Raw genomic sequence first — 1,095 nt, forward strand, 5'->3', positions numbered from 1 at the left:
TCTGCGGATTTGACCCACTTGTAGGGTTTGGGGTTTTCATTGTGCGCCTTGATGAAGGCCGCGATGTCGGCTTCGAGTTCGGCCGTGGATCGATGGACGCCGCGTTGCAGCTGCTTGCGCGTCAGCTCTGCAAACCAACGTTCGACCTGATTGATCCAGGACGCCGAAGTTGGTGTGAAGTGAACATGCCAATGCGGGCGGCGCGCCAGCCAGGCCTTGATCTTCGGCGTCTTGTGGGTGGCATAATTGTCCATCACGAGGTGTACGTCCGGCCCCTCGGGCATCTCGGCATCGATCCGCTTGAGAAAATCGAGGAACTCGGTTGCTCGGTGGCGTTTGTAGCACTTGCCGATCACGGCGCCGGTGGCGATGTCGAGCGCCGCGAACAAGGACGTCGTGCCATTGCGGATATAGGTATGGGTCCGGCGCTCAGGCACGCCCGGTGCCATAGGCAAGACCGGTTGCTCGCGATCCAGCGCCTGGATCTGGGATTTTTCGTCCACGCACAGCACGACCGCCCGGTTCGGTGGAGACATGTAGAGGCCGACAATGTCCCGGACCTTGTCGACGAACAGAGGATCGGTCGACAGCTTGAACGTCTCGGACCGGTGCGGTTGGAGGCCAAATGCGGCCCAGATCCGTCGGATGGTGGTGTGCGACAGCCCGGTCTCGGCTGCCATGGAGCGGATCGACCAATGGGTGGCATCCTTCGGAGTGGTGTTCAGCGTGCGCTCGATCACCTGAGCCACCTGCGTATCCGATACTGTTCGTGGTCGGCCCGCACGATATTCGTCGGTCAGCCCTTCAATGCCGTCCTGCACGAACCGCCGTCGCCATTTACCGACCGTGTGCTCGTGGACGCCGAGGCGTTCGGCAACTTCCTTGCTCTGCAGTCCCTCTGCACACAGCAGAACCATCCGGCATCGATCCGAGAGCGACCGCGGCGCTTTGTGCCGCCGGACTTGAGCTTCGAGAAAAATCCGGTCCTCGCCGCTCAATACGACCAAATCCGCCTGTCTACCCGCCATCATGAAACGCTCCCAAATGTCCGATGAGAGCATATACAATGATGCTTACTTCAGTTCCAGATGACTA

At 60.1% G+C, this 1,095-nt stretch carries 1 protein-coding gene; it reads right to left on the bottom strand.

Translation table 11 applies throughout. From position 1 onward, the window contains the following. On the bottom strand, nt 1–1,031 hold a 1,031-nt coding region (locus tag B5X69_RS20770; protein ID WP_425441546.1), incomplete at its 3' end, for an IS630 family transposase. Nucleotides 1,032–1,095 lie beyond the last annotated feature (64 nt).

It is taken from the genome of Sphingopyxis flava, assembly GCF_900168005.1.
GTDB classification, from domain to species: domain Bacteria; phylum Pseudomonadota; class Alphaproteobacteria; order Sphingomonadales; family Sphingomonadaceae; genus Sphingopyxis; species Sphingopyxis flava.